Annotated in this window: 1 protein-coding gene; it reads right to left on the bottom strand. The window is 71.2% G+C overall.

Going from position 1 to position 1,097, the window contains the following annotated elements; all coding sequences use genetic code 11:
• Positions 1-1,097, bottom strand: a 1,097-nt coding sequence (locus AOK24_RS36330; protein WP_159052111.1) for a condensation domain-containing protein, incomplete at both ends; no start/stop codon positions are given.

Here is a 1,097-nt window from a genome sequence, read left to right on the forward strand (position 1 = left end):
GTGGAAGGTCCACACGACGCGTACCCGGTCGGCGCGGACGCGGACGAGCGTGACCCGCATCAGCGGCGGGGCGGTGAGGTCCAGGCCGCGCCTACGGTCCTCGGCGAGCAACTTCCCGAGCGCGTCGGCCTGTTGGTCCGCGTCGAGGTCGGTCCAGTCCTCGTGGGTGACAGGCAGGGTGACGTTCCGGTGGACGAGTTGCACCGGCTCCGGCACACCCTCCCAGCGCACGGCGACGCGGAGCGCGTCCGCCGAGGCGACCACCTGCCGCCAGGCGCGGGCGAGTTCGTCGACGTCGGTGATGCCGTCCACCTCGAACGTGAACTGTTCGAGGTAGGCCGCGTCGTCTCCCGTCGCGTGGAAGAGCATACCTGTCTGGAGCGGGGTCAGCGGGTACACGTCCTCGATCTCGCGGCCGTCGCCGACGAGTTGGTCCACCTCGCGCCGGGTCAGGGTGACGAGCGGGAAGTCGGACGGCGAGCAGCCGCCGGCGCCGGGGGTGGCGCAGTGGGCGACGAAGTCGGTGAGTTCACCGGCGAAGGCGTGGGCGAGCGCGCTGACGGTCGCTTCCTCGTGGAGGTTCGTGGAGTAGGACCAGGTGAACGTCAGCACGCCGTCCTGGACGGCTCCGACGACCTCCAGCACATGGGCGCGCTGCTCGGCGCGGGCGTGTTCGCCGCCGGGGTTGAGGGTGAGGGGGCGGGAACCGGCGAACTGGCCGTGGTAGTTGAAGCTGAGCTGGGGGTGGGGGTCGTCGGCGAGGGGGCGGCCGTTCAGGTAGCGGAGTGCGCCGTAGCCGACGCCTCGGTCCGGTACCGCGCGCAACTGCTCCTTGATGGACCGGACTTGGGTTCCCCAGTCGTCGCCGGGGAGTTCGAGGGCGACGGGGTGGATCGCGGTGAACCAGCCGACCGTACGCGAGAGATCGATGCCGTCGAAGAGTTCCTCACGGCCGTGGCCCTCCAGGTTCACGACGATCCGGTCGCGGCCGGTCCAGGTGCGCAGGGTGCGCGCGAGGGCGGTGAGCAGGACGTCGTTGACCTGCGTGCGGTACACCGACGGGACCCGCGACAGCAGCGCCTCCGTCTGCTCCGCGC

The sequence above is a fragment of the Streptomyces niveiscabiei genome, from assembly GCF_001419795.1.
Lineage (GTDB): Bacteria > Actinomycetota > Actinomycetes > Streptomycetales > Streptomycetaceae > Streptomyces > Streptomyces niveiscabiei.